The following is a 24,906-nucleotide window of genomic DNA, read 5'->3' on the forward strand; positions in this document are numbered from 1 at the left end:
TGCACTCCAGATTTTAACAAAATATTGATTAGACCCGCGCGCATGCAGAAAAAAAACTCAGCTAGCAAAACCCTTGATCCAGAGGAGCTGGAATTGTTCCGGGAGTTTGTTGCTGGCACCCGCCCGCTTGAGCAAGACAAGATAGCGCCAGTTGCCAAACGCAGCAAGCAAAAACGCCCCGGCGCGGCCTCGAATAGCGCAACTGCTGAAAAGCTGTTCTTTTTCTCTGATGAATACGAGGTTTTTAGCGATACCCAAGGCAGCTTGTCTTATGTGCAAAGCGGTGATGATCCGCATTTAGCCGGACGCCTGCGCCGCGCAGAAATCGAGCCGCAAGTCGTTTTGGATTTACATGGCATGACCGGCCAACAAGCGAAAACAGAATTAGCGGGGTTATTAGCATATTGCCAGCAGCAGCAATTTAACTGTGCCTGCGTGGTACATGGCAAAGGGTTAGGGATTTTAGCGCGAAAAGTGCCGAATTGGTTAGTGCAGCATCCCAATGTGCGCGCCTTTCATACCGCGCCCAAAGCATGGGGCAAACAAGGCGCTTTATTACTGCTTTTGAAAATCAACCAAAGCACCGAGCAACAGTTTCGGGATTTGCCTGGCCGCTAACGCCGTTCGCTTTTCAGATTTCGGGTAATACCGACAACGCCAATGGCCGATTACGCTCTTGCACCACGCCCCCTTGCCCTGGCTGGTAACTGATACAAGTTAACGAGGCGGTGCTAAAAATTGGAGCTTGGCCGGGCTCAGTTAAACTTTCAACTAAAAAACTCACCAACGGCATATGTGATACCAACAACAGCTTGGCGTTGGGCTGGGCTAACAATAAGGCATCAATTTGCGCCTTCATTGCTTGCGCTGGCGCATCAGGCACTAATTCGGGTATTAGCGTAAATTGGCATTCTGCGGGCTGCTGCTCTAACATTAACTCAGCTGTTTGCTGCGCACGTAGGTATGGACTACTCCAAACATAATCGAAATTGGCATAGACCGTTTTTAACCACAAGGCCATTTGCCGCACATCATTCTGACCGTCTGGTGTTAATTGTCGTAAGCTGTCATCCGCCGCATAGGGCTGTGCTTCGCCATGTCGCATGATCACGAGATTTACCATGAAATTGTTACCATACTGCTGTTTTGTCCCATTCAGTCTGCTATTGAGCAAATTAGCATGCGTCAGGTGAAAATAGTGCGCTATGATAAAGAAAGTCTGCCGTCAGCGTAACTATCATTTGTGCATAATATAGCGCTTAGTTATTACTTATCGCTATGAAACTTTCGTCGGATAACCCGCAATCGTCAACAAGCACCCATGTTGAATAAAGGAACCGCTTTGCAACATAATGAACTGATAAAAAGTCCAAATGATCCAAAGCAATACCGCTATCTGCAGTTAGCTAACGGTTTACCTGTGCTTTTGGTTCACCAAGCTGACAGTGAAAAAAGTGCCGCCGCCTTAACCATTAATGTCGGACACTTTGACGATCCGCAAGAACGAGAAGGCCTCGCGCACTTTTTAGAACATATGCTGTTTTTAGGCTCGGCACACTATCCGAACGCCGGTGAGTTTCAACATTTTATCAGTGAGCATGCCGGTAGTCATAATGCCTGGACCGGCACTGAACATAGTCATTTTTATTTTGATATCGAACACGCCGCTTTTGCGCAAGGCTTGGCCCGTTTTGGTGATATGTTTAGTGCGCCGTTGTTTAGCGCCAGCTACGTTGATAAAGAGCGGCAATCTATCGAAGCGGAGTTTTCCATGAAACTCAAAGATGATAGCCGCCGCATTTATCAAGCGCACAAAGAAAGCATTAACCCTGCGCATCCTTTTGCTAAATTTTCAGTTGGGAATGCCCAAACACTCGCCGATTTACCGAACAACAGCCTGCAACAAGCCGTCAGCCAGTTTTATCAGCAGCAATACAGCACTAGCCGCATGAGTTTGTGCTTAGTTGGTCCTCAATCACTTACTGAATTAGCCACGCTGGCCGAGCAACATTTTGCGGCACTGCCAACGCATCTTCCAAAAAAACCTGCGGTACAGGTGCCACTGTATTTACCTGAACAGCAAGGGATTCAATTAAATATCCGCCCCCATAAAAGCAGCAGCCGTTTGGTGGTCAGCTTTGCCATGCCTGATATTCAGCCATGGTACCGCTATAAACTGGTGAGTTTTATCGCACATCTGCTGGGCGATGAAGGGCAACATTCTTTACTGGCCTATTTAAAAGATCGCGAGCTGGTTAATCAATTAAGTGCCGGTGGCGGTATTGATGGCAGTAATTACAAAGATTTCACCGTCGCCTTTGAACTGACGGCCAGTGGCCGCGCGCATTATCGCGATATTGTGGCGGCATTGTTCAGTCAAATTAAGCTGCTAAAACAATCCGGGTTCAATCACGCGTTGTTTATCGAGCGGCAACGCTTATTACAATGGTCATTTCAGTTTTATGAGCCCAGTAGCGCTTTACAAACTGCGGGCGATTTATCGTTAAATATGCAGCATTACGCGCCTGAGGATATTATTTTCGGCGATTATCGCATGGAATTGCCGCCCGAGGCGCTGTATCAAGAACTGCTGGGGTATTTTCGAAGTGACAATATGCGCATTATGCTGGTGGCCGATGAGGTGCCGGTTAATCGTGAAGCGCGCTGGTATCATACCCCCTACAGTATTGTCCGTTTAGATAAGCAGTGGCTTGAGCAATTAAGCCAACAACCCCTCAAAGGCGCCATGCAATTGCCAGCGCCAAATCCGTATTTACAAACCGAATTGTCGTTATTGCCAGACAGTGCGCATATGCCGTTACCGCAAGCGGTATGTCAGCGTGATGATCTGCACATTTGGTATAAAGCCGACACGGATTTTAACACCCCCAAAGGCCATATCTTTGTGCAGCTAACCTTGCCTAATAGCTGTCAAACCATAACGCAGTTAGCTGCCACTCGCTTGTGGGTAGAACTGGTGCTGGATCGCTTTAACCAGCAATTGTATGCCGCCACCACTGCAGGATTAAATTATTATCTGCATGTACATCGGCAAGGTGTCAGTTTACAAACCTCTGGCTTGACCGCGAACCAAATTCGTTTACTCAGCGATATTTTAAGCCAATTACCCGAGCCTCAATTTAGTGAACAGCGTTTTAATGAGCTAAAACATCAACTGTGCCGACACTGGGAAAACAGCAGTAAAAATAAACCCGTCGCCCAGTTATTTAGTCAGTTATCAGCCATTTTGCAGCCGCAAAACCCTGAGTTAGATTTATTACAACGCACCCTAGCGGCATTAAGCTTTGAGCAGTTTCAGCAATTTCAGCAGCAACTGTTACAGCAGATCCATCTGGAAGCTTTACTGGTGGGCAACTGGCCTGCTGCTGCCGCGGCCGATTTACAGCAGCTATTAGTGACGTGGTTAGCGGCACAGCACTCTAGCGGCCCCGCTTTGCCTGCGCGGCAAAACGGCATTAAAGATCTTGGCCCGGTTTGGTTGCAAAGTGTCGCCAGTGGTCAAACCGACCATGCCATTGTGATTTATATTGCGGCTCAGCAAAAAACGGCCGACCAAATGGCCTGCTTTATGTTGGCGAACCATGTGATGTCGCCACGCTATTTTCATCAATTACGCACAGAGCAACAGTTAGGCTATTTAGTTGGTACCGGTTATGTGCCGATTAATACCCTGCCAGGTTTAGCGTTTTACGTACAATCGCCCGACTCAACAGCAGATAAACTGTATGCCGCGACGGTGGCGTTTTTTCAGCAGTTTTTAGAACAAATTCAGCAGTTAACGTCTGACGAGTTCGCCGCATTAAAACAAAGTATGCTATCGCAATTGGCCGAGCGTGATACCAGTTTAGGCGCACGTGCCAAGCGCTTGTGGCTAGCCCTTGGCCAGCAAGATTATCAGTTTAGTCTTACCGCAGATATTCAACAGGCCTTAGCAACGCTAAGCCGGCAAGCCTTTATTGCGTTTTTACAACAACTGCTCGCACCCGACTACGATGTGCTGTTTTTAGCAACCGATCCGGCGCCCAGCCATAGCCATGTAAAAACCCTCTTGAAAACTGAATTATTAGATAAACTAACACGGGGCTGAATTTGCTTTGACAGCCCTGCTGATCTTCGTTAACTTAGCTTGAGTATTCGCTAAAACAATAATAAATGTCTTATAAAAAATTTACGCTTGGCAGTTTGATTTTACTGGCTTTTTTTTCGCCGTATCTTGCGGCAACAGTAATCGACTGGACCATCATTGAACCTTATCTGCTTTACACTGTGATGGCGATTGCCGTCGCAGGTTTTTTGCTTGCCCAATTTAATCAACGTCGCATGCGCACTTACCATCAAGCTCTGGCAAAAAGTGAAGAGCGTTTACGCTTATCCATTTGGGGTAGCGGTGATGAGTTATGGGATTGGAATATCGAAAGTGGTGAGCTGTATCGCTCCAGCGCATGGCTTGAACCCCTGTCTGCGCCGCCTGAAGGTAAAAACTTTCCTCCGAACAAAAATTTAATTCATCCACAAGATCTAGAACGTGTCAGTAGCGCCCTCTCGCAGCATCTGGCCGGAAATAGCCCGTTTTTTGAATCCAGTTATCGCTTACGCACGGCAGACGATAATTACATCTGGGTATTAGATCGCGGCAAAGTTGTTGCCTATAACAGCGAAGGCAAAGCACAGCGAATGACCGGCACGCTGAAAAACATTAGTCAGTTAAAACAAGCGGAAGCGAGAATGCAGTTATTTGCACGCTGTCTAGAAAACATTTCAGATGCCGTGGTGATTTGTGATACCAAATTTAATATTATCGAAGTGAACCCCGCGTTTAGCAGCATTACCGGTAATACTCGGGAAAGCGTGCTACAAACCCGCTTTAAACTTAGCTTATATCCGCCGCGCTTCTTACAAGAAATTGAAAAAACCTTGGTACAAAAAGGCCGCTGGAGTGATGAGATCCGTGAACTCAAAACCAACGGTGATTATTATCAAGCCGAATTAACCTTTGATGTGATTAAAGACGAACAAGGCTTTATCACTCAATATGTCGCCGTATTCTCTGATATTTCAGAGCGCAAACGACGTGATGCCGAACTCAATCGATTAGCCAATAGCGATACGCTGACCGGACTGCCCAATCGGGCGGTGTTTATGAATAAACTGGCCAGTTTAGTCAAAGACAACACCCAGCATGCGCTTTTAGTTTTCGACTTAGATAACTTTAAGAAAATTAACGACTCACTTGGCCATGAGTTGGGCGATGCGCTGTTATGTAAATTGTCAGAGCGACTGCACAACAACAAACTGTTCCGGCAAAAGCTATATCGGTTAGGTGGCGATGAATTTGCCATTTTACTCAGCAATACCAATGATATTCATGCCATTACCAGTGTTGCCAAAGCCATGCTGCAGCAAATTAATACGCCTTTTGCTATCGAGCAACATGAACTGGTCGTCACCAGCAGTATCGGTATCGTGTTGTTTCCTGAAGACGGCAAAGATCCACAAGCGCTGTTACGCAACGCCGATACCGCGATGTATCACGCCAAAAGCGCTGGCGCGAATCGTTATCTGTTTTTTAATGACACCATGAACAAACAAGCGGTTAAACGCTTGCAAGTCGAAAATTTAATCCGCCATGGTTTAAAAGAAGATCTGTTTACGGTGTTCTATCAACCGAAAATGGACTTACTCAGCGGTAAAGTGGTCGGTATGGAAGCGCTGGTGCGCTTTATTACGCCCAAAGGCGGCTTAGTCAGCCCAGCGAGTTTTATTCCTGTTGCAGAAGAAACCGGACAAATTGTCGATATTGGTACTGTGGTGTTGCGCAAAGCCTGTTTAGATGTGCGCCGCTGGATTGACCAAGGGTTGTTTCATGGACGGGTAGCGGTAAACTTATCGGCTAAGCAATTTATGCTGCCGTTTTTATGTGATCAAATCGACGATATTTTACAGCAAACCCAATTGGCGTCTTATCACCTAGAATTAGAGATCACTGAAGGCACGGTAATGGAATCGCCGAAACTGGCCATCGATACCATGAAAAAACTGCGCGCTCGCGGTATTCACCTCGCCATGGATGACTTTGGCACCGGCTATTCATCACTGGCCTATTTAAAGCAATTCCCATTAAATACGCTGAAAATTGATAAAGCCTTTATTGATGATATGAATAGCGCCCGTGGCCGAAATATGGTGGATACCATTGTGACCATCGCGCATAACTTAAGTTTATCGGTGGTGGCTGAAGGCGTTGAAACCATTGAACAATTAGAGCAGCTAAGAAAACTGCGCTGCGAAATTATTCAAGGGTATTATTACAGTAAGCCACTGTCGGCAGACGATTTTGCCGCTTTTTTACAAGAGCAAAAGAAACCCCGTTTAAGCCTGACAGCAAACGGTAATAATTGGTAGCAGCCAAACAGCAGATATAAAAAAAGCCCCTCAGGGGCTTTTTTTAATCAGAATCTGTTTCAACGTAAGAGAAATCGTCTGCCCCATCCGCAATGCGTTTTTTACCGAATACGGTGTGGAACTTACGCTTTTCTGCTAAACGTTGTTTGTACTTTTGCCAGGTCTTCTCATAAGGTGTCGTTGCTTCAGCTTCGCCGCGACAGACGAGCAGAAACCGCTCTTCCTCTTCGTTGACTGGCGCTCTAGCACCTTGATCCAGTTGCTGCATTGCCAAACCATGTTTCTCTAACAGATTACCCTCTGCCAGAGTAAAGCGCCCTGACCGGGTAAAACCACGTGGGAAATTCCGGTCATCGAAAAAGCGACGATTAGCGACAAAACTTTGCTGCATCACTTTTTTCCTCTCATCTCGTTGAATATCAAGCCAGCCTGTTTAAACTGTGCGGAGTATGGTTAACAAATTTCCTGTCGTAAAACAAAAATTTTTTATGCTTACGATAAATATCACAAAGGAATCATTTTGGATACTGAGTTATTAAAAACCTTTTTAGAAGTACAGCATACTCGACATTTTGGGAAGGCTGCTGAGAACCTCTATTTAACCCAATCGGCGGTGAGTTTTCGTATCCGACAACTGGAACAACAGCTCGGTGTTCATCTGTTTGTGCGCCATCGCAATAATATTCAATTAACGGCGGCAGGTGCACGTTTACTGCCCCATGCCCAAACCATGCTAAGTGCGTTACAACGCGCCCGTCAGGATGTGGCACAAAGCACACAACAGTTACAGCCATTATCACTCGGCGCAACAGCCAACTTGTGGGAAAGCGTGTTACTGCCGGTGTTTTTAGCTTTAGCCGCCACAAAACCCGATGTTAGCTGGCGTACTGACAGTTTAAACCGTGAAACCAGTACCCGCCAATTATTGGAACATCAATTAGATATTGCCATCTTATTTGATCCACCAAAAACCGATGAGATCACGCTGGTTAAATTAACCGAAATTAACTTATTGCCGGTCAGTAGCTGCCAAGAACAACAAGCCGCGGGCAAACCCGATCAACGATATTGTTATGTCGATTGGGGGAGCAGCTTTGACGTTAAACACCAGCGTCATTTTGCCGAACAGCAGGCGATACAGTTAAAAACCAGCAGCGCCAGTTTGGCCAAAGCCTGGTTGTTACAACAAGGCGGCTGTGCCTATTTACCCGCGCAGTTTGTCAGCGCAGAGTTGGCTGCAGGTACCTTAAAACCGCTTGAGGCAACGCCAAGCTTAACGCTCGACTTATATGCAGCCTATTTAACTGATAAAGAATATCAACCGCAACTGCAAGCAGTGATGCGCTTGCTCCAGCAATGGCAAAGCTAACACCGGCCGGCGAATTAAGGCCTGAAGATACGCGCGTTTTTGGTGCGGGCGCGATGAATGGCTAAACGTTTGTAACTGTTAAACAGCGGAAGTAATAAAGGCCCGGTGAATATGGCCGCTATGGCCCATTGCAACGCTCGCATGCCACTGCGTAAGGCCGCAATGTATACGCCTATAACAACCATTAACCATACTACTGGCACTACAACCACAATTGCCCCCTTTGCTGCTTTACTGTTGATACGGGTCAGTCCTTACTGTATTGCTGATTATAACAGCGATATGGACGTCTTCCTGTTAATCTTTAGTCGCATAAACGTAAAAAGGGCCCTAAGGCCCTGATTGCAAAGTACAACCGCCCATAACCAGGACGGTTGCTTTAACTTAGTTTGGATAAAAGCGCTCGCCCTGCTCGGCCATTTTTAACAAGCGTGGACACGGCGTAAAACGACTGCCAAAGCGGTTTTCTAACTGACGTAAGGTCGCAATTAAGTTATTTACGCCTAAGCTGTCAATATAGCGGAACGGCCCGCCTAAAAACGGCGGGAAACCAATACCGAAGATAGCCCCGATATCACCATCCCGCGCTGAAGCAATAATACCTTCATCTAAACAGCGTACTGCTTCATTTAACATTTGCGCGGTACAACGACTGGCGATTTCATCTGCATTCAGCGCCGGTGCCACCGTAACACCCAGTACGTTGTAAACCGATTCATCCACTAGCTTTTTGCCTTTTTTCACTGACTTACCGTATTGGTAAAAACCTTTTTCTGTTTTCTTACCTTTACGACCGTCTGCCAGTAACTTCTCAAAAGCGGCGGGGGCAGTAAAACGCTCGCCCAGTTCAGCACTTAAGATCGGCGAAATTTTCGCGCCAACATCGATACCCACCTCATCTAATAAGGTAATAGGCCCGACCGGAAAACCAAACTTCACTAAAGCTTTGTCGATTTTTTCAATGGATTCACCCGCTAATAAAATATTTGCGGCTTCATTCATGTACAACGCTAATATGCGATTGACATAAAAACCAGCTGCATCTTTCACCACGATGGGCGTTTTGCCTTGTTTACGGGCAAAAGCAACGGTCGTCGCGATGGTCTGGGCTGAGGTTTTTTCATGGGCAATCACTTCAACCAATGGCATCTTATCCACGGGTGAAAAATAATGTAAACCAATCACTTGCTCGGGTCTGGCTGCCTTTTCTGCAATTTGATGAATAGGCAACGAGCTGGTGTTACTAGCAAAAATGGTGTGTTCAGGGCAATGTTGCTCAATGTCGGCAACCATTTGCTGCTTTAACGCCAAATCTTCAAATACCGCTTCTACCACGATATCAACATCATGAAAGCCGCTAAAGTCGGTGGTGCCGGTGATCCGCAGTAGCTGCTTTTGCATGTCGGTTTTGCGCATAAAGCGCTTTTTCACTTTTTTATTCAGCTGATCATAGGTGTATTTCAGCGCTGCACTAATACCCTTCTCGCTAATATCTTTGATGCGCACCGGTAAACCGGCTTTAGTCGCTGTAACGTTGGCAATACCGCCGCCCATCAAGCCACCACCGAGCACAGCGGCTTTATGAATTTTTTGAGGGATCACGGCGCCAGCGCCGGTTTCTTTTTTCATTTGCGTGGTAGCAAAGAAAGTACTGCGCAGTGCTGCCGACTCGGCAGTCATACAAAGCTGACCAAAGGCTTTGGCTTCGGCGGCCAAACCTTGGTTGTAGCCCTGCTCAACCCCCGTTTGAATAACCCGGATGATTTTTAATGCGGCCGGGTAGTTACCCTGCGTTTTGGCTAAGGTTTGTTTTAACGCTTGCGAAAACACCAGCTTACGCCCAGGCGAGGTTTGCTCTAACAGCTTGTTTAATAAGCTTTGCTTTTTAACCACTACCGGCGGTTTACCCGCCAAAACTTTTTTAACCGCCGCCTCTAACAAAATACTCTGCGGCACCACGTCATCGACCAAACCGGCTTTTTTTGCTTGCGCAGCACGCAGCTGTTTACCGGTTAAAATCATGTCTAAGGCTTTTTGTACGCCTACCAGTTTAGGTAAACGTTGCGTTCCCCCACTACCCGGTAATAAGCCCAGTTGTACTTCGGGTAAACCTAACACCGTTTTCGGGCTGTCGGTGGCAATACGCGCATGACATGCCATAGCCAACTCTAGGCCTCCACCTAAACAAGGGCCGTGAATGGCGGCAACCACAGGCACACGCAACTGAGACAAACGGTCAAACATTTGTTGGCCCATTTGCGCAATTTTTTCGGCTTCATCTGCACTTTTGCAGCTGTCTAGCATGCTGATGTCGGCACCGGCAATAAACGAATCCGCTTTACCACTGATAAACACCACGCCTTTGATTTTGCTGTCATTGGCAATTTTTTGTAATAGCTGCTCAATTTCAGTCGCGAAAGAGGCTTTTAACACGTTCATGCTTTCGCCAACGATATCCATGGTTAAAATGGCTACATGATCGTCGCGTACCGCTAAACTAAAGCTGTTGCTGTCACTCATTATTCTGTCTCCACAATCATTGCCGCACCCAAGCCACCGGCTGCACAAGCCGTAGTAAGGCCAACGCCGCCACCGCGACGGTTTAATTCATTCAGCGTTTGCACGATTAAGCGCGTGCCCGTCGCCGCAAATGGGTGTCCATATGCCAAAGAGCCGCCATTGACGTTAAATTTCGCCATATCAATTTCACCAATCGCTTGATCTAAGCCCAGCTGTTCTTTAGCAAACTTGCGACTGGCAAACATCTGCATATTGGCCAGCGCTTGCGCAGCAAAAGCTTCGTGCATTTCAATTAAGGTGAGATCGGCTAAGCTCATGCCTGCCCGAGCCAACGCAATTGGCGTAGCATAAGATGGCCCCATCAACATATCTTGCCATACGTCAATGGCCGCAAAAGCATAACTGCGAATGTAGCCCAGCGGTTTATAGCCGAGCGCTTTGGCTCGACCTTCAGTCATCATCAATACTGCCGAGGCTCCGTCAGTTAAAGGGGTGCTGGTAGCCGCAGTTACCGTGCCGTGCGCTCGGTCAAACACCGGCTTTAATTTGGCATAAGACTCAAGTTTAGAGTCCATTCGGATATTGTTATCCATGTCTAAAAAGCGGCTGTAAGGCTCAACATGCGCAGTCATCACTTCGCCAGCCATCTTGCCTGATTGCCACGCCGCCGCGGCTAAGCTGTGTGAACGGTGCGCCATTTCATCTTGTGCTGCACGGCTAATACCATGGCTTTTGGCCATTTGCTCTGCCGTGTCGCCCATCGATAAGCCCGTGCTGTATTCCGCAATGGCCGGTGGCACTGGCATTAAATCTTTTAAACCTAAATTGCGCACTATGGCTAATTTTTGGCCGAGCGTTTTGGCTTTGTTCAAATCCACTAAGGCGCGTGCCAGTTTTTTACTGACCCCAATAGGTAATACTGAACTTGAATCGGCACCGCCAGCAATACCAACTTGGGTAATACCCGCCATCATTGACTCGGCAACACTTACCACCGACTGAAAGCTAGTGGCACAAGCCCGTGTTACGCTGTAAGCGTCGGTTTGCAATGGCATACCGGTGCCTAACACGATTTCACGTGCAATATTGGGCGCTTCTGGCATTTGGATAACTTGGCCATACACCACCTGCTCAATTAAAGCAGGATCTAATTCGGTGCGGATCAATAATTCATTGACCACTAACTTGCCCAAGTCCAAGGCGGACACACCGTGAAACTCCGTTGCCTGTTTAGCAAAGGGGGTACGTAACCCAGCCACAATGGCGATACGTTCGCCCTGCCGAGTAGTGAGATTAATTGGCGCAGCCATAGTGATCCTCTTTTTGCAATTCTGTTTGATTACAGGTCTGACCTCTGAGTGTAGCTCGATTGTAACCACACTCAGCAAAAATTAAAACAGTTGTTTTAATACTCTTGTTTTCTGCTACCGGGAACCTTATAAAGGTTATAACATCTTAGCGTAGCTAGCTTTGCCATTAATTGTGCAAAAATCATTCACTTATTGACTAAAAGACTAACATTATTATGGTTCAGGCATTTGCATCACTAAAAAGCTATTTAGACAGTCAAGTTCTGGGGCAACCAGCACTGACCGAAGGGATCTTGTTGGCCTTACTGGCCAATGGTCATTTATTAGTAGAAGGGCCGCCGGGGTTAGCGAAAACGCGCGCCGTGAACGCGCTGGCACAGGGTGTAGAAGCCGAATTTCATCGGATCCAATTTACCCCAGATTTACTGCCTGCCGATTTAACCGGTACCGATATTTATCGACCAGAGACCGGCCAGTTTGCTTTTCAATCAGGCCCATTGTTTCACAATATTATTTTGGCGGATGAAATTAACCGTGCGCCCGCCAAGGTGCAATCTGCCTTATTGGAAGCGATGGCCGAAAAACAAGTTACCGTTGGGCGGAATACCTACCCGTTACCGGAATTGTTTTTAGTGATGGCCACACAAAACCCGCTAGAGCAAGAAGGCACATACCCCTTACCAGAAGCACAACTCGACCGCTTCTTACTGCATTTAAAAGTGGATTATCCTGATAGCCAAACCGAATTAGCCATTTTGCGCCTAACCCGCGCCGAAGCTCGGCACGAAGCGGCTGCAGCGGCAAAGCCGATCAGCCAAGCAGAAATCTTTGCCGCCCGCCAAGCGATTTTAAAGTTACACCTTTCGGAAAGTCTTGAACATTATATGGTGCAGTTGATTATGGCGAGTCGTCAACCTGCCGCTTACAGCAGTAAACTGGCCAGTTGGATTGGCTATGGCGCCAGCCCGCGCGCCACCATAGCGTTAGATCGCTGCGCCCGTGCCCGTGCTTGGTTACAAGAGCGTGATTTTGTTACGCCTGAAGATATTCAAGCGGTGTTTCATAATGTGATGCGCCACCGCTTAATTCTGACCTATGCCGCTGAAGCAGAAGGGATCAGTACCGATCATGTGCTCGATGAAATTTTACAGCAGGTCGCTGTGCCATAAATGAACATGCCTGAACCCACGCCTTCACAATGGTTAGCCACCCTACAAGCCAGCGGTTATCACCTTGGTTTAGCTGAGCTGTTGTGGTATCAGCGCCATACGCAACTTTTGGATCTGCGCCCGACGATTGCCATTCAAAGCAAATTGGCCGGCAGTTATTTGGCCAAAAGCAAAGGTCGCGGTATGGAGTTTGACGAAGTGAGGCATTATCAGCCTGGCGATGACGTGCGAGCGATTGACTGGCGAGTTACCGCACGGACCGGCAAGGTGCACACCAAGCTATTTCGTGAAGAAAAAGAACGGCCGGTGTTTATTCTTACCGATCTGAGCAGCAGTATGCGCTTTGGTTCCACCTTATTATTAAAATCGATTCAAGCTGCGCATCTCGCTTCGGTGATCAGTTGGCACAGCAAAGCACATGGCGATAAACTGGGCGGCATTGTCTTTAGTCAGCAGCAACATCGTTTACTGAAGCCGGCCAGTCGCACGCGTGGCGTATTGCGCTACCTGCAATCCTTAGTCGATGTGCATCAAGCCGACACCACTGCGCAAGGGTTATCCTTAGCGCAAGCGCTGGCCGAAGTGCGCCGCTTATTGCGCCCAGGCAGCCTGTTGTATGTGCTGTCTGACTTTAACGCCTTAGATGATGAAGCGATGCGCCATTTACAGCTGATCCGACAGCATAATGAAGTGCATTGCTGTCAATTGGTCGACCCGCTAGAACAACAACTGCCTGCCAAAGCGCAAGGCTCTGCTTTGGTGCAAGCCAATTCAGAACCTCTGTTAGTGGCACTTGGCGATCGCAAGCTGCAGCAACGCTATCAACAACAGCAACAACAGACCATGCAAAGAATGCAACAGCAACTCCAACAACTCGGCTGTAAATGGCTTAGCATCAGCAGTGCTGAACCGTTATTAACCCAATTGTCGAGACGTTATCATGGCCGATAAACACGATTTACTGCCGCAATTAGCAGATATTTATGAGCCTGAACTTTTAAGCAGTATGCTGCCGCCACTAGGTTATTGGCTGCTCGCCGTGCTGGCATTAACGTTATTAGCCGCTGTATTATTTTGGCGCTATCGGGCAAAGCAGCAATCGCGGGTGAAACGCGCGGCACTGGCCGAATTGGCACACATTGATTGGCAATCGCCGCAAGCCGCCACCGAATTAAATGTGCTGTTAAAACGGCTGTTAAAGCACTATCAACCCAGCCACCCGCTGTTAAGCGCCAGCACCGAGCAATGGCAAGCTTTCTTACAACAGCAATTACCGGCGCAGTTGCCGCTACCGCCTTTGGCTACCCTGCTTTATCAAGCACCCGGGCCAGATAAAACGGCACTGCAACAGCAATTTTGGCTGGCAACCCAGCACATCATTAAACAATTAGATCCTGTACAAGGGTTTAGCCCACTTAAGCAAGGCGGCACCCATGCTTGATCTCGCTTATCCTTGGTTATTATTAGCCTTGCCGTTACCACTGCTGCTTAAGAAAAAACCGCAGAGCAATGGCAGTGCCCTTAATTTACCGGCTTTAGCTAAACTAGGCAGTGCCAACCAAGCCAAAGCCGAGCAGCGCAACGTCAGTCATTTTTTATTAGCGGTGATTTGGCTGTTATTAGTGATCAGTGCCACACAGCCCCGCTGGCTGGATGAGCCGGTAAGCTTGCCACAGCACGGGCGCGAGCTCATGTTAGCGATTGATTTATCCGGCTCAATGGATATCCCCGATATGCGATTGGAGATGGGTAATACCACCCGATTAAAAGCCATGAAAACGGTACTGAGTGAATTTATTCAAGCGCGCCAAGGTGATCGTATCGGTTTAGTGCTATTTGCCGATGCCGCTTTTCAGCAAACCCCGTTGACCTTTGACCTTGCCACGGTGCAGCAATTTCTTGATGATGCCGTTATCGGGCTGGTTGGGCAGCGCACTGCGATTGGTGAGGCCATTGGCTTAACGGTAAAACGCTTTAATAATTTTGAAACCAGCAATAAAGTCCTGATTTTACTCAGTGACGGTGCTAACAATGCCGGCGATATTCAACCCCGAGAAGCATTGCAACTGGCTAAAGCGGCGGGCGTAAAAATTTACACGGTTGGGCTAGGTGCAGAACAAATGATCCAGCAAAGCCTGTTCGGACAGCGCAATATCAATCCGTCGCAAGATTTGGATGAGCCCTTGTTGATAGAATTAGCTGAAAGCACCGGCGGACGTTACTTTCGTGCTCGCAGCCCGAAAGAATTACGAGAAATTTATCAGTTATTAGATGAACTCGAACCGATTGAGCGTGAAGAGCTGACCTTTCGGCCACAGCGCAGCCTGTTGCATTATCCATTGGCCCTCGCCTTGCTCTGTTCATGCTTTTTAGCGGTTCGGCGTATCAATTGGTCTGGAGTAACGAAAGATGTTCGCTGACTTTCATTTTTTACGACCTTATTGGTTACTGGCGCTGCTGCCACTGGCACTGCTTTGCTGGTTACTGCAAAAGCGGCGACAAGATACTAGCCCGTGGCAACAACTGATTGCCCCGCATTTACAGCACGTGATGTTGTTGGGCCAACATATTCAGCAACGCCAACCTTGGGCTCTGCCGCTGTTAGCCAGCTGTTGGCTGCTGACCGTATTAGCGTTAAGTGGCCCCAGCTGGCAGAAACTGCCGCAGCCGGCCTTAACGGTGAAAAAAGCCACGGTTTTAGTCATGGATATGTCGTTATCAATGCGGGCAACAGATTTAACGCCCGATCGCCTCACACAACAACGCTTTAAAGCTTTAGATTTCATTGATTTGCTACAAGAAGGTGATCTGGGTTTAATCAGTTACGCCGCCGATGCCTTTGTGATTTCGCCACTGACGCCGGATCACAATAATATCCGCCTGCAAATTCCCAGCTTACGCCCAGAATTGATGCCGGCTCAGGGCTCTAATGTGCTACGCGCGCTAGAGCAAGCCGCCGAGTTATTAGAACAAGCCGGTTACCCCAGCGGTGAAATTGTGCTGTTTACCGACGGTTTTGATGCTGACAGTTATCAGTCTATTCAGCAATTACTGAACAATTGGCCACATCAATTAGCCATCATGGCTTTTGGTCAAGCCGAAGGTGCAGTGGTGCGTTTAGAAAATGGCGAGCTTTTGAAAAATGCTCAAGGCGGTGTTGTGATGCCTCGTGTTCCTCTTGAACAACTGCGCGTATTAGCTCGCCAAGCAGGCGGAAGCTTAGTGCAAGCCGGCGCCGATAATACGGATTTACAACAACTACTGAAACAAAACCAACAGCAATATGATGACAGACAGCCACAGCCCCTGATGACAGGCGACCAATGGCAAGACAATGCCGTTTATTTGGTGTGGTTACTCTTACCCCTAGCACTGTGGCTAGCGCGTAAAGCCCCTATTTTAGTGATCTTGCCCTTGTTATATCTGCCCCCAGCAGATGCCGTAAGTTGGCGTGATTTATGGCAAACAAAACAACAGCAAGCCATAGAGGATTATCAGCAACAAGACTATCAACAAGCTCAACAGAAGTTTCGTGATCCTCTATGGCAAGGTAACGCCGCTTACCGAGCCGAAGATTATGCCGCAGCCGCAGAAGCCTATCAGCGAGCCAGCAACGACGCCCCTTCGGTTGATAGTTGGCACAATTTAGGCAATGCCTTAGCGATGCAACAGCAATATGAAGCAGCTTTAGCGGCTTTCGAGCAAGCACTGGCGCTTGATCCCGAGGCGCCATCACCGGCGGCCAATGCTGAGCTGATGCGCAAGTTGTTACAGCAACAAGAGCAAGAGCAAGAGCAACAACAAGATCAGCAACAGCAAGATAAACAACAAGGTCAGCAAGACGGCGATGCCGCCGACGACGCGTCATCTGAAAAGCAAGACGCTGAAGAGTCGGCTGAGTCCGAGCAAAATTCAGCAGAAGATGGCAGTGCCGGTGATAGCAGCGCACAAGCCGAGCAAAATGCCGAGCAGCAAGAAGACGCCGCACAACTTGAGCAACAAGCCGCGCAGCAAGCAACAGAACAGCAACCCGGCGACGAACCGCCAAGCAATAAACAGCAAGTTGTTACTGAAAACTGGCCCAATGCCACACCAGAGCAACAACAAGAGCTAGAAAACCTGCTGCGCAAGGTACAAGACGATCCGGGTATTTTACTGCGCAACAGAATGTTATTAGAACATCAGAAACGTCGTACTCAACCCCCTCCAGGAGCTCGTCAGGAATGGTGACATCGGTATTTAACAGCTTTATTTTTCTGTTACTGGTTATGAGCATGCCGCTGGCGGCCTTTAGTTCACTGACCAGTGAAGTGGATAAGAACCCGGCACTGGCCGGTGAAGCCATCACCTTGGTTGTCACGGCAGATAGCCGTTTATCGGCTGACGCCTTAAATTATCGGCAGTTAGAGCAACACTTCCGCGTAATGGCGCCGTCGGTTAGCCAAAGCACGCAAATTATTAACGGCCAAAGCAGCCAAAGTACCCGCTGGTCACTGACCTTATTTCCGCTGAACAGCGGTGTGTTCACTATTCCGGCCTTTGAAATTAACGGTATTCGTTCTTTACCGCTCACCGTGGAAGTGTTAGACCAACCAATAAAAAAAGATGCCTCACGCGAGCTGTTTGTTGAAGCCAATTTAATTGCCACCAATAACGTCTATGTGCAACAAATGTTGTATTACGATGTGGTGATTTATTTTAGCGGTGATCTACAACGCGGCACCTTAACTGAACCGCAACTTGAAGGTGCCGAGATTAAACGAGTAGGCCAAGATGCCGAAGGCAGCGCTATCGTTAATGGCGTGCGTTATCGCACTATTACCCGTCGTTATAGTGTTATCCCGCAGCGCAGCGGAGATATGGTGATTAACCCGCCGGTATTTACCGGTGAAGTGATTGATCGTGATAACAGCAACTACAATTATTTTGCCCGCAGTAAAACCGTGATGCAGGAAGCCAACCCCATTACCCTGCAGGTATTACCGCAACCAGATAATTTCCCTGGAAATTGGCTTGTCGCCGGTTTAGTCACGCTGACCGAAGAATGGCAACCCAATAACACCGAATTAGTGGTCGGCGAGCCCGTTACGCGGATCATTACCTTATCGGCAGTAGATGTGTCGCCCAGTCAATTACCCGAGTTATCTCAGCAACTGCCCACGCAATTACGCTCATATGATGAACAACCGCAAAGTGTCGGCGCTGAACGCAATGGCCGCTTGGTCGCGCAAAAAGTCTTTACCACAGCTTTAATTGCTAATGCTGAGGGGGAAGTCACACTGCCAGAAATTAGTTTGGCTTGGTGGAATAGCCAAACGGATCAATTACAAACTACGGTGTTACCTGCACGTACCTTTAAGGTTATTGCAGCAGCAGGCGCCACACCTACTGCCAACACGCTGCCTGCGCCAATGGCTGCCACACCGTCAGTGGCTAGCAACCCTTGGCAATGGAATTACACCTCAAGCTTACTCAGCCTGCTCTGGCTTGCGTCTATGCTGATCGCCCTGTACTTTTTAAAGTCACGCTCTGCGCAACCGGCAGCGGCAAACAGGGTACGCAGCGCCAAAGTGATGGCGGATAATCGCTTGCTACAACAAGCCTGTGCCGCCGGTGATGCAGCAACAGCGGCACAGCAATTACTCCTTTGGGGGCAACAGCAATTTGGCCCCTCGATCCGCTCTTTAGGGCAGCTCATGGGCCAATTACAAGATGAGGCTTTATTAGCCGAGTTAAAGCAACTGGAACAACAACTGTACAGTAACACCGACAACCCGTGGCAGGGCGACAGCCTTTATCAGCATTGGCGGCAATGGCAAGCGCCGGCAAAACAGCCTACGCCGCAAGGGCTGGCGTCACTTTATCCTTGATAAATTGCGGTTAACCCCATAATAACTTACTGAATACCTAAAGCCCCTGTGTTAGCTACCGGGGCTTTACGTTATAATGACCTGCGGCTGAGACCGCATTACCGAAAATGACTGGTATCTGAGCAGCCTAGTTGTTAACATTTAACGTGATTTGACTTTTGCTGATGGGCATTGAAAGGGTTGCCGCGTCAGCAAACGTCAGCTCAATCATCATTATAGCGAGATACACTCAAGGTTAATTACCTGGTCAGTTAACCTCGTTGTAATGCCTAATAAAACTAAAAAAAGGAGCTCGCGTAGTGGAAACTGCCACCCTAATATCTTTGGGTATTTATTTTCTTGCCATGATCGGCATCGGTTTATATTCCTACAATGCCACAGATAATGATGTTTCAGGCTATATGCTTGGTGGTCGTAAACTCGGCCCTGGCGTGACAGCGCTCTCTGCCGGTGCCTCTGATATGAGTGGCTGGATGTTAATGGGCTTACCCGGTGCCATGTATGTTTCTGGCCTCAGTAGCACCTGGATAGCGGTCGGTTTATTAATTGGTGCCCTCCTGAACTACCTGATTGTTGCGCCAAGGCTGCGGGTGTATACCGAAATAGCCAATGATGCGATTACCATTCCGGATTACTTTGAAAAACGCTTTGAAGACAAAACGCGCATGCTGCGCATTGTCTCTTCTTTAGTTATTGTTATTTTCTTTACGCTGTACACCTCTTCGGGTGTCGTTGGCGGCGGTAAATTATTTGAAAGCTCGTTTAATCTTAACTACGAACTGGGCCTGTATATTACTGCGGGTGTAGTGGTCATTTACACCCTGATTGGCGGCTTTATGGCGGTTAGCATTACCGACTTTGTGCAAGGCTGTTTAATGTTTATCGCTTTGGTATTAGTGCCTATTGTGGCGATCGATCACCTTGGCGGGATCAGTGAAGTTAACCAGATTGTCACTAACATCAACCCTGATTTAATGAATTGGGTAGCCGGCAGTTCAGTACTGGGGATTATCTCGGCGCTTAGTTGGGGCCTGGGCTATTTTGGCCAGCCGCATATCATCGTACGCTTTATGGCGATCCGTTCGGTTAAAGATATCAAAACGGCTCGTCGCATTGGTATGAGCTGGATGTTTGTGACCATCGTCGGTGCCATTACAACCGGTTTTGTAGGTATCGCTTATGTGGCGAAAACCAAAATGGACATCGCCGATCCTGAAACCATTTTTATTGTCTTCTCACAGTTTTTATTCCATCCGCTGATCAGTGGCTTTTTACTGGCGGCTATTTTAGCGGCCATTATGAGTACCATCTCATCACAGCTGTTGGTAACGTCGAGCTCGTTAACCGAAGACTTTTATAAAACCTTTGTAAATCGCAGCGCCACTCAAACAGAATTAGTGGTGGTGGGTCGTTTATCGGTATTATTAGTGGCCTTAGTGGCTATCGCGCTAGCCTACGATCGCGACAGTTCAGTACTGCAATTAGTGAGCAATGCTTGGGCCGGTTTTGGTGCGGCCTTTGGCCCACTGATTATCCTGAGCTTGTATTGGCCTCGCATGACGTTTGCCGGTGCGCTTAGCGGTATTATTGTTGGTGCGGGCACCGTATTACTGTGGATCTACTTACCTATCAGCATTAATGGTCAAACGCTAAGTGCTACCATGTACGAAATTGTACCAGGGGTGATCCTCAGCACTATAGCCATTATTGTTGTCAGCTTAATGGGTAAAATGCCATCAGAAAGTGTGCAGCAGATGTTCACTAAGATGCTAACTACCCTAAAAGCAAACACTTAATGCGCTATAATTGAAACAGCCTGTGACAAAACAGGCTGTTTTTACTGATAGTGCTGAAGATACGCTGGCTTTCATAGCCAGCGTTTTGTTACATTAAGCAAAGTTTACTTGTCGGAGAAACCTCACGAATGTTTTTTTATGCAGCACGCCAACCGATCTTGGACCGTAATAAAGAGCTTTTCGGCTATGAATTGCTATTTCGGGATGGCGTCGATAACGCATTTCCAGACATTGATGGCGATGAAGCCACGTCAAAAATGATTGAAGGCAGTCAATTTGCCTTTGGTTTAGACGACTTTCTGGGCGATAAACCAGGCTTTATCAACTTCACACTAGAAACACTGCTAAAAAAATACCCCAGTATGCTGCCAAAAGAACAGGTAGTGATTGAAGTACTGGAAACGGTGCAGCCGGGCAAACGCCTGCTAGCAGAATGCCAGCATCTCAAAGAGCAAGGCTATGTTCTGGCCCTCGACGATTACGAGCACAAACATGTTTGGCGGCATTTTTACCCTTATATTGATATTATCAAAATCGATTTTCGCAGCACCAATAGCGAACAAATTGAAGAGATTAAAACGGCGATTGCCGACTTTCCGCATATCAAATTATTAGCCGAAAAAGTGGAAACGATTCAAGAGTTTCAACAAGCGATGCAGCAAGGCTTCGCCTATTTTCAAGGCTACTTTTTCTCTAAACCGGAAATGATGCAAGCTAAAGCGCTGTCTCCAGCTCAGTTAGCCTTAGCTGAGCTGTTATATGAAACATCAAAAGCCGATATGGATTTAGTGCAAATCGCCGAAGTTTTTAAACGCGATGTGACGCTGTCTTATAAATTATTACGTTACAGTAATTCGGCCATTTTCCGCCGCCGCGCAGAAATTGATACCATTAAGCACGCTATTGTGGTGCTGGGTCAGGTTGAGTTAAAGAAATTTTTATCCTTGCTGTTTACTGCGCAAATCAGTACCGACAAACCGGCTGAATTGATGCGAATGGCCATGACTCGGGCAAACTTTGCTGAAGGCTTAGCGGCGTTATCGGGCACAGTACCGTTAGAGAAAGCCTTCTTAACCGGTATGATGTCGTTAATGGATGCGATTTTGGATGAGTCGATTGAAAGCGTCATGGAGAAGTTACCGCTGGCAGCTGATATCAAAAACGCGTTAGTGAATAAAGAAGGTGTGCTTGCCGATTATATTCGCTTAATTCAGTGTTACGAAACGGCGCACTGGGCGGAAGCGACGAACACCATCAAACAACTGAATTTACCTGTTGAAAAAGTACCCGATGCCTATCATAAAGCGGTGCAATGGGCTAACGAACAAATGAAAGCCTTAGGCGAACTCGCCTAAGGCTTTGCCTTAACCATTAGTCAAAACTGACATATTGCGCCACGCGTGCCGCCAGTTTTGGACCAATGCCTTTTACTTTAGTCAGATCCGCTTCACTGTTAATGGCGCCTTTTTCACTAATGTGCGCCACTATCGCTTCTGCTTTCACTTTGCCTAAACCTGGCACGGCAACCAGTTGCTCTACACTGGCTTGATTCAAGCGTAATTTGCTTGTCGCTTGGCTTGCCGTCGCTTTAGTGACTTCTTGAACATTACTATTGGCTAAACTGTGGTTAGCTACCAATACGGCAGTAGCTAGCAATGTGGCAACAATAACATTTTTCATAACAGCTTTCCTCCCGAAATGGCTGGATGCCGCAGCAGTTAACACTGACATAAACCTTACTTACCTACCAGAGTCGGTAGCCGCTGGTAGCTACAGCATTCGCAAAGCAGACATCGCAAGCAAAATTACCGACCGCATTAAATCTAGACGCAGTAAATTATTTTGCAACTTTATTTTAAAAAAATTAATTAAATGGCTACATGCACATTCAGGTTGAATTAAGCCATCAACGCCTATTCTTGGCACATTGCTGATTGCCGCCAACATAATATTTCAGTACATTAGCAAGAATACACAAACAGATTATCAAGTTAGAGATAAATCAGCGGTTAGCTTATGCCAATCACAGCGCATTACTTTGTGGCTTCTACAGATTAAACAAGACCTGTAGTTAACACACCTTACCAGTCGTAGCGGTGTTCCACACTGTCTAGGGGGTTGAATAATATGACAAAAATACTCACATTTTTACTTAGTTGCAGTTTGCTGCTGGTGCTTGTTGCGCCCGTGCAGGCAAACGATAGCGCTATGTTGTTGAGTGATAACAAAGAACCAGCAAAACAACCCACTACATTACCCACAAAAGACATTACTAAAGAAACTGCCGCACAATTAGCGCAACAACGTTTCCCTGGCCGCATTTTAAAAGTAAGAGCAGAATCGCGACAATATCGTGTGCGAGTGATGCAAGATGATGGTCGAGTTGTTAATGTTATTGTCGATGGCCGCAGCGGCCGTGTTAAAAGGGAAGATTAAGCATGCGAGTTTTAGTCATCGAAGATGAAAAATTATTAGCTGAACAAATTAAGAACGACCTGTTACAACAACAATTTAGCGTTGATCTGGCGGTAGATGGTGCCGAAGGTTGGTTTAAATTATCCGAATACCCTTATGATCTGGCCATTATTGATTTGGGTTTACCCAAGCTAGACGGCTTATCGGTGATCCGTAAAGCGCGCAAACAAGAATTAAAAACCCCCATCATCATTTTAACGGCGCGTGGCAGCTGGCAAGAAAAAGTGGAAGGCTTAGATGCTGGTGCTGATGATTATTTAACGAAACCCTTTCACAATGAAGAGTTATTAGCCCGTTGTAACGCGCTGATCCGCCGCGCAGCCGGTCAACCGGATCCGACCCTAAGCTCAGGTCCTATTTCTTTAAATAGCCGCACACAACAGGTGTGGCTGGGTGAAACCGAAGTGAGTTTAACCGCCTATGAATACAAAGTGCTAGAGTACTTTATGCTTAACCCAGGCAAGGTGATCTCTAAAACTGAATTAACCGAGCACATCTACGATCAAGACTTTGATTTAGACAGTAATGTTATTGAAGTGTTTGTACTGCGGTTACGTAAAAAGCTCGACCCCGATGCCGAGTTAAAACCGATTGAAACACTGCGTGGCCGTGGTTATCGCTTTAATTTACAAGTGAGTAAATGAGAGTTATCCCTCTTAAGCTCCGTCAAGGGCTGGTCAGCGCAGTATTATTAGTATTGCTGCTGCCCAGCTCTTTTTTGGCTATTGAGCAAGCCTTTCACACGCAGCTGTTAACCAATGCGGAACAAAAAATGGAAGTACATATGTACGCCATTTTGTCTGAGCTTAACTTGGTTAATAACAAAATAGAATTAACCAACAACTCGCTGGCCCCCGACTTCTATCGGCCAGACTCGGGTTTAAGTGCTTATGTTACCGACGGTAAACAGCTGTTATGGCAATCCGATTCTTCGCTTAATCAAAGCTTTCGTGTGCCAGATATAACCTTAGTACCAGGGCAGCATATTTTTTATGCTGAACAACAGCAAGACAGCCAATTCCAAATTCTCAGTATCGCTTTTTTGTTTGACTCTGGTGAAAGCGCTCGCCCGCTCGCCATTCATGTGGTGCAAACCGCAGAATTGTTACTCGCACCACACAAAAGCTTCCGCTCAACGCTATTACGTTGGTTTATTGGCATTGCGTTAGGTTTATTACTGCTTAGTATTCTGGCTTATTACTGGACGACCAAACCGTTAACCCGCTTGGACCATGAAATCAGACAACTTGAACGCGGTAAACAAGATCACTTAATGGGCAATTATCCGTCTGAGCTAAGTGTTATTAAAGAAGATCTGAATTTATTATTAGCCAGTCAAAACCGCCAAAAGCTGCGCTATCGCAATCATTTAAGTGACTTAGCGCATGCCTTAAAAACCCCGGTAGCGGTGCTGAGAACCTCCCCTTTAGCTCAGCAGCCTGAACTAAAAGAGCAAATTGACCGCATTACTGCGATGATCGAGCATCAGCTAAAAAAAGCCAGTAGCTCAGGACAGGATATTTGGAAAAAAGAAACGCTGATTTTACCACTGCTTGAAAAGCTAATTAACGCCCTACAAAAAATCTACCGTGATAAAGGCTGTGAAATTGAGCTAGTGTGCAGCGAAGAGGCCTTTTTCCGTGGTGATGAAACCGATTTAATGGAAGTGTTGGGTAACTTACTGGATAACGCCTGTAAAGCCAGCCGTCATCAAGTGCGGGTAACTATCGGCCAACAACCCTTTTCAATTATCGTCGAAGATGATGGCCCTGGCATTGCGAAAAAACAGCGCCAAGAGTTGTTTCAGCGTGGCACACGACTCGACACCTATGTCGAGGGCCATGGCGTCGGCTTATCTATCGTCTCTGAACTGGTAAACTCATACTCAGGCAACATTACCATTAGCGACAGTGAGTTAGGCGGTGCCTGTTTTACTCTTGTATTTAATGACGATGCCTAAATACCTAAACAAAT

Annotated in this window: 21 protein-coding genes; 15 read left to right on the forward strand and 6 right to left on the reverse strand. The window is 47.2% G+C overall.

From position 1 onward, the window contains the following. Positions 1–42: 42 nt before the first annotated feature. Positions 43–618 carry an endonuclease SmrB gene (gene smrB, locus L1N97_RS11915; protein ID WP_236129948.1) on the forward strand — a complete coding sequence of 192 codons (576 nt, stop codon included), beginning with the start codon at positions 43–45 and terminating at the stop codon, positions 616–618. 13 nt (positions 619–631) lie between these two features. Here smrB and sixA read toward each other — a convergent pair whose 3' ends face one another. Then, a complete protein-coding gene (gene sixA / locus L1N97_RS11920; RefSeq protein ID WP_236129949.1) occupies positions 632–1,123 on the reverse strand; it encodes a phosphohistidine phosphatase SixA in 492 nt (163 codons plus the stop codon). A gap of 219 nt (positions 1,124–1,342) precedes the next feature. Here sixA and L1N97_RS11925 point away from each other — a divergent pair, with 219 nt between their 5' ends. Next, entirely contained in the window at positions 1,343–4,108 is a 2,766-nt protein-coding gene (locus L1N97_RS11925) for an insulinase family protein (protein ID WP_236129950.1), read from the forward strand. A gap of 65 nt (positions 4,109–4,173) precedes the next feature. Then, positions 4,174–6,423, forward strand: a complete 2,250-nt coding sequence (locus L1N97_RS11930) for a putative bifunctional diguanylate cyclase/phosphodiesterase (RefSeq protein WP_229585143.1) — start codon at positions 4,174–4,176, stop codon at positions 6,421–6,423. Between the two features lie 43 nt (positions 6,424–6,466). Here the strand turns inward: L1N97_RS11930 and maoP are convergent, their stop codons facing one another. Beyond that, positions 6,467–6,814 (reverse strand): DUF413 domain-containing protein, encoded by a 348-nt coding sequence (gene maoP, locus L1N97_RS11935; RefSeq protein ID WP_229585142.1) that lies wholly within the window; start codon positions 6,812–6,814, stop codon positions 6,467–6,469. 129 nt (positions 6,815–6,943) lie between these two features. Here maoP and hdfR point away from each other — a divergent pair, with 129 nt between their 5' ends. Continuing rightward, a complete protein-coding gene (hdfR, locus tag L1N97_RS11940; RefSeq protein ID WP_236129951.1) occupies positions 6,944–7,792 on the forward strand; it encodes an HTH-type transcriptional regulator HdfR in 849 nt (282 codons plus the stop codon). A gap of 14 nt (positions 7,793–7,806) precedes the next feature. Here the strand turns inward: hdfR and L1N97_RS11945 are convergent, their stop codons facing one another. From L1N97_RS11945 to fadI, 3 genes are all read right to left on the reverse strand, one after another. Then, the gene (locus L1N97_RS11945; RefSeq protein WP_236129952.1) at positions 7,807–8,004 is read right to left on the reverse strand and encodes a hypothetical protein; all 198 of its coding nucleotides are present in this window, start codon (positions 8,002–8,004) and stop codon (positions 7,807–7,809) included. Positions 8,005–8,176: 172 nt separating this feature from the next. Continuing rightward, positions 8,177–10,312 carry a fatty acid oxidation complex subunit alpha FadJ gene (fadJ, locus tag L1N97_RS11950; protein WP_236129953.1) on the reverse strand — a complete coding sequence of 712 codons (2,136 nt, stop codon included), beginning with the start codon at positions 10,310–10,312 and terminating at the stop codon, positions 8,177–8,179. After that, the gene (gene fadI / locus L1N97_RS11955) at positions 10,312–11,622 is read right to left on the reverse strand and encodes an acetyl-CoA C-acyltransferase FadI (protein WP_236129954.1); all 1,311 of its coding nucleotides are present in this window, start codon (positions 11,620–11,622) and stop codon (positions 10,312–10,314) included. Before fadI ends, fadJ begins: the two co-directional genes overlap by 1 nt. 215 nt (positions 11,623–11,837) lie before the next feature. Between fadI and L1N97_RS11960 the strand changes: the two genes are divergently transcribed. The 8 genes from L1N97_RS11960 (at position 11,838) to L1N97_RS11995 (ending at position 21,812) form a co-directional block, all read left to right on the forward strand. Continuing rightward, positions 11,838–12,791, forward strand: coding sequence for an AAA family ATPase (locus L1N97_RS11960; protein WP_226750848.1), 954 nt, complete (start codon positions 11,838–11,840; stop codon positions 12,789–12,791). After that, on the forward strand, positions 12,792–13,742 hold the full coding sequence (locus L1N97_RS11965; protein WP_236129955.1) for a DUF58 domain-containing protein: 951 nt from the start codon (positions 12,792–12,794) through the stop codon (positions 13,740–13,742). Then, a complete protein-coding gene (locus L1N97_RS11970) occupies positions 13,732–14,232 on the forward strand; it encodes a DUF4381 domain-containing protein (protein WP_236129956.1) in 501 nt (166 codons plus the stop codon). The genes L1N97_RS11965 and L1N97_RS11970 overlap by 11 nt, the downstream gene beginning before the upstream one ends. Continuing rightward, positions 14,225–15,211: a vWA domain-containing protein gene (locus tag L1N97_RS11975; RefSeq protein ID WP_236129957.1), complete on the forward strand. Its 987-nt coding sequence runs from the start codon at positions 14,225–14,227 to the stop codon at positions 15,209–15,211. The genes L1N97_RS11970 and L1N97_RS11975 overlap by 8 nt, the downstream gene beginning before the upstream one ends. After that, the gene (locus L1N97_RS11980) at positions 15,201–17,021 is read left to right on the forward strand and encodes a VWA domain-containing protein (protein ID WP_236129958.1); all 1,821 of its coding nucleotides are present in this window, start codon (positions 15,201–15,203) and stop codon (positions 17,019–17,021) included. The genes L1N97_RS11975 and L1N97_RS11980 overlap by 11 nt, the downstream gene beginning before the upstream one ends. After that, positions 17,015–18,661 carry a BatD family protein gene (locus tag L1N97_RS11985; RefSeq protein ID WP_236129959.1) on the forward strand — a complete coding sequence of 549 codons (1,647 nt, stop codon included), beginning with the start codon at positions 17,015–17,017 and terminating at the stop codon, positions 18,659–18,661. Before L1N97_RS11980 ends, L1N97_RS11985 begins: the two co-directional genes overlap by 7 nt. 299 nt (positions 18,662–18,960) lie before the next feature. Then, positions 18,961–20,457 carry a sodium/proline symporter PutP gene (gene putP, locus L1N97_RS11990; protein WP_324295588.1) on the forward strand — a complete coding sequence of 499 codons (1,497 nt, stop codon included), beginning with the start codon at positions 18,961–18,963 and terminating at the stop codon, positions 20,455–20,457. 128 nt (positions 20,458–20,585) lie between these two features. Then, positions 20,586–21,812: an EAL and HDOD domain-containing protein gene (locus tag L1N97_RS11995; RefSeq protein ID WP_229585132.1), complete on the forward strand. Its 1,227-nt coding sequence runs from the start codon at positions 20,586–20,588 to the stop codon at positions 21,810–21,812. 16 nt (positions 21,813–21,828) lie between these two features. On the opposite strand, the gene L1N97_RS12000 is transcribed toward L1N97_RS11995, so the two are convergent. Further along, the gene (locus tag L1N97_RS12000; RefSeq protein WP_229585131.1) at positions 21,829–22,137 is read right to left on the reverse strand and encodes a ComEA family DNA-binding protein; all 309 of its coding nucleotides are present in this window, start codon (positions 22,135–22,137) and stop codon (positions 21,829–21,831) included. Positions 22,138–22,584: 447 nt separating this feature from the next. Between L1N97_RS12000 and L1N97_RS12005 the strand changes: the two genes are divergently transcribed. From L1N97_RS12005 to L1N97_RS12015, 3 genes are read left to right on the forward strand one after another with little or no spacing between them, the layout of a single operon-like run. Next, positions 22,585–22,893 (forward strand): PepSY domain-containing protein, encoded by a 309-nt coding sequence (locus L1N97_RS12005; protein ID WP_236129960.1) that lies wholly within the window; start codon positions 22,585–22,587, stop codon positions 22,891–22,893. A gap of 2 nt (positions 22,894–22,895) precedes the next feature. Further along, the gene (locus L1N97_RS12010; RefSeq protein ID WP_229585129.1) at positions 22,896–23,576 is read left to right on the forward strand and encodes a response regulator transcription factor; all 681 of its coding nucleotides are present in this window, start codon (positions 22,896–22,898) and stop codon (positions 23,574–23,576) included. Beyond that, positions 23,573–24,892 (forward strand): ATP-binding protein, encoded by a 1,320-nt coding sequence (locus tag L1N97_RS12015; RefSeq protein ID WP_236129961.1) that lies wholly within the window; start codon positions 23,573–23,575, stop codon positions 24,890–24,892. Before L1N97_RS12010 ends, L1N97_RS12015 begins: the two co-directional genes overlap by 4 nt. The last annotated feature ends 14 nt before the right edge of the window (positions 24,893–24,906 follow it).

Origin of the sequence: Rheinheimera sp. UJ63 (genome assembly GCF_021568285.1) — a bacterium.
GTDB classification, from domain to species: domain Bacteria; phylum Pseudomonadota; class Gammaproteobacteria; order Enterobacterales; family Alteromonadaceae; genus Alishewanella; species Alishewanella maricola.